Source organism: Streptomyces sp. NPDC111802 (assembly GCF_055634335.1).
Map to the genome: position 1 here is coordinate 1 of NZ_JBVKCZ010000200.1, position 1,847 is coordinate 1,847.

The window sequence follows — 1,847 nt, forward strand, 5'->3', positions numbered from 1 at the left end:
TTCCCCATAGGGCAGATCCCGGGGCCGGGTCAGTGCCCGGCCCTTGACCCGGGTGGCGAAGACCCCGCAGGCCGGACAGACCCGCGCCGACAAGTCCGCCGTGGTGAGATGCACCCTGCGCCTGCCGTCCTCCAGCCTCTCGACGCGGTGGACGGACACCCCGTCCAGACCGAGCAGTAACGTCGTATCGTTGTCCAAGCCCGTGGCTCCTGCATGATCGCTCTGCCTCAAGAACAGAAATGATCACGCAAGGCCGCGGGCGCCTCGCGTTCAGGGCCAGACTCTCCCCGGCTGAACACAGACCGTGACACCAGCCCCGCCACCGGAGCGATCCACACCGCCCAACCGCGAAGACCCGGCATTGTTGGCGGCGTTGCTCCACGGCCTGCCGCGTGGGGCGCTGCGCGGGATGCGGCTGCTGGTGCGGCCGGATACTCTGCTGCGCTGGCATCGTGACCTGGTCTCCCGTCAGCACGCCGTTCGCTCCCGGGCGAAGCGCGGGGGCCGACCGCGCACCGTGCGCTCGGTCCGGGCGCTGGTGCTGCGTCTGGCCAAGGAGAATCCGCACTGGGGCTACCGGCGCCAGCATGGCGAGCTGCTGGTGCTCGGGGTGAAGGTGGCGGCATCCACGGTCTGGGAGATCTTGAAAGAGGCTGGCATCGACCCGGCGCCCGAGCGGGGCTCGAACACCCGGGCGGGCTTCCTGCGGTCCCAGGCCGACGCGCTGCTGGCCTGCGGCTTCTTCGAGGCCGTCAGCCTGTCCGGGGCCCGCTTGTACGTGTTCGCCGCGATCGAGCATGCGAACCGACGGATCCGGATCCTGGGCGCCACCGCGCGTCCGACCTCGTCCTGGATGGTCCAGGCCGCGAAGAACCTTGTCATGGACCTCGAGGACGTCGGCTGCCGAGCGCGGTTCCTGATCCGGGACCGGGACGGGAAGTTCCCGGAGTTGTTCGACGAGGTGTTCAACGACGCGGGCATTGAAGTCGTGCTCAGCGGCGTTCGGATGCCGCGGATGAACTCGATCATGGAGCGGTGGGTGCAAACCTGCCGGCGAGAGCTGCTGGACCGCACCTTGATCTGGGACCAGCGCCATCTCCTGTACGCACTGCGCGAGTTCGAGGCATTTTACAACGAGCACAGGCCGCACCAGGGCCTCGCGAACGCCCGCCCCCTCCACCCGCTGCCCGCCCCGATCGAAGACCCAGGCCGGATCACCCACCTGAACATACGACGACGAACGCGACTCGGCGGCGCCCTTCACGAGTACCAACATGTCGCCTGAGCAGCATGGATGAGGTATTCGGCAAGGACAACGCTGCTTGCCGCCCGCTCCGACCAGCCCCTCGGTCCGGCAGTGGTCGACCAGCCGGTCGAAGACCACCCTCTCCAGGCCGTGCTCGGCCAGGCGGGCACGGAACTTGCTCAGCACGGTGAAGTCGAAGCCGGCATCAGTCAGTTCCCGCCCCAGCGCGTACTTCCACGACAGCCGGTCGCGCACCGCTTCCGCGGCCTGCCGGTCGTTGGACCTGATCTGCGACGTCGGCTGGCCGGATAGCTGTCCAAGCGCTCGCGTTGTCGGCGAGGCGTTCTCCCGTATGCGCGAGCTGGTGTTGGGTTGCCCCTGTATCGGCCAGTCTCGGTTACAGCCTTTGGGGGAGCTCACGTCGCCGCCACTTCGGGGAAAGGCCCGGTCGTGAGGCCGGCAGTGTTCGCCGGATTCCGGGCTTGGCGCACCGGAATCCGGTCTCCCCCTGCCAGCGGAGCATTGCCGCGGCGGGGTGCCGGCAGTAAGAAATCCCCGTACCACGAGCTGACAGTCCAGCAGAAAGGGATCATCGTGCCTG

Annotated in this window: 1 protein-coding gene and 2 pseudogenes; 1 reads left to right on the forward strand and 2 read right to left on the reverse strand. The window is 68.1% G+C overall.

Annotation, left to right across the window (positions count from 1 at the left end; translation table 11 throughout):
* Nucleotides 1-198, reverse strand: a pseudogene (locus tag ACZ7NC_RS45410) (ISL3 family transposase); the annotation flags it as partial.
* Between the two features lie 211 nt (nt 199-409).
* On the opposite strand from ACZ7NC_RS45410, the gene ACZ7NC_RS45415 reads away from it, so the two are divergent.
* A complete protein-coding gene (locus ACZ7NC_RS45415; protein ID WP_471498309.1) occupies nt 410-1,285 on the forward strand; it encodes an integrase core domain-containing protein in 876 nt (291 codons plus the stop codon).
* Between the two features lie 113 nt (nt 1,286-1,398).
* Here ACZ7NC_RS45415 and ACZ7NC_RS45420 read toward each other — a convergent pair.
* Nucleotides 1,399-1,522 (reverse strand): annotated as a pseudogene (locus tag ACZ7NC_RS45420) (transposase); the annotation flags it as partial.
* Between the last annotated feature and the right edge of the window lie 325 nt (nt 1,523-1,847).